Origin of the sequence: Aquipuribacter hungaricus, assembly GCF_037860755.1 — a bacterium.
Classification (GTDB): Bacteria; Actinomycetota; Actinomycetes; order Actinomycetales; family JBBAYJ01; genus Aquipuribacter; species Aquipuribacter hungaricus.
Genome location: NZ_JBBEOI010000493.1, coordinates 1 through 748 on the forward strand (window position 1 = coordinate 1; position 748 = coordinate 748).

Sequence of the window (748 nt, forward strand, 5' to 3'; positions counted from 1 at the left end):
CGCGGTGGGCGGTCCCGCTGGCCGCGACCGGGGTGCTGGTCAGCTTCGCGCTGCCCGCGGTCGTCGCGGGCTACGTCCGCACGCGCGCCCGCCTGGTGGCCGCGCTGCGGGAGCGGGCCGAGCTCGCCGAGCGGGAGCGCGAGGCCGCGACGCGCGAAGCCGTGCAGCGAGAGCGGACGGCCATGGCGCGCGAGCTGCACGACATCGCCGCGCACCACATCTCCGGCATCGTGCTCAGCGCCCAGGCCGCCTCGGCGCTGCTGCGCACCGACCCCGCCCGCGCCGGCGGGTACGTCGTCACGGTCCGCGAGGAGGCCCAGCGCACCCTCGCCGGGCTGCGCCAGGCCGTCGGCCTGCTGCGCGAGCAGGGCCCCGGCGAGACCGCCCCGGTCCCCGACCTGGAGCACCTGCCCGCCCTGGTCGCCTCGGTCCGGGAGACCGGGGCCGACGTCGACCTGCGCGTGGAGGGCGACCCGGTGCCGCTCGGCCCGCTCGCCGGGACCGCGGCCTACCGGATGGTGCAGGAGTCGCTGACCAACGCCCGCGCCCACGCCCTCGGCGCCCCGGTCGAGGTCGTCGTCCGCCACCACCCCGCCGGGGTCGAGCTCACGGTCACGAACGTCGTGGCGGGTGCAGGTGCCGGCGGGGCGGGCGCCGGCGGTGGGGCCCCGACGCCGGCGCGGTCCGGGGGCGGCGGGCACGGCCTGATCGGCATGCGCGAGCGGGCGACGCTGCTGGGCGGCGACCT

General features: G+C 79.9%; 1 protein-coding gene. It reads left to right on the forward strand.

Annotated features, from left to right (window positions below; all coding sequences use genetic code 11):
* A partial coding sequence (locus WCS02_RS20825) for a sensor histidine kinase (protein ID WP_340296215.1) occupies positions 1-748 on the forward strand: 748 nt, incomplete at both ends.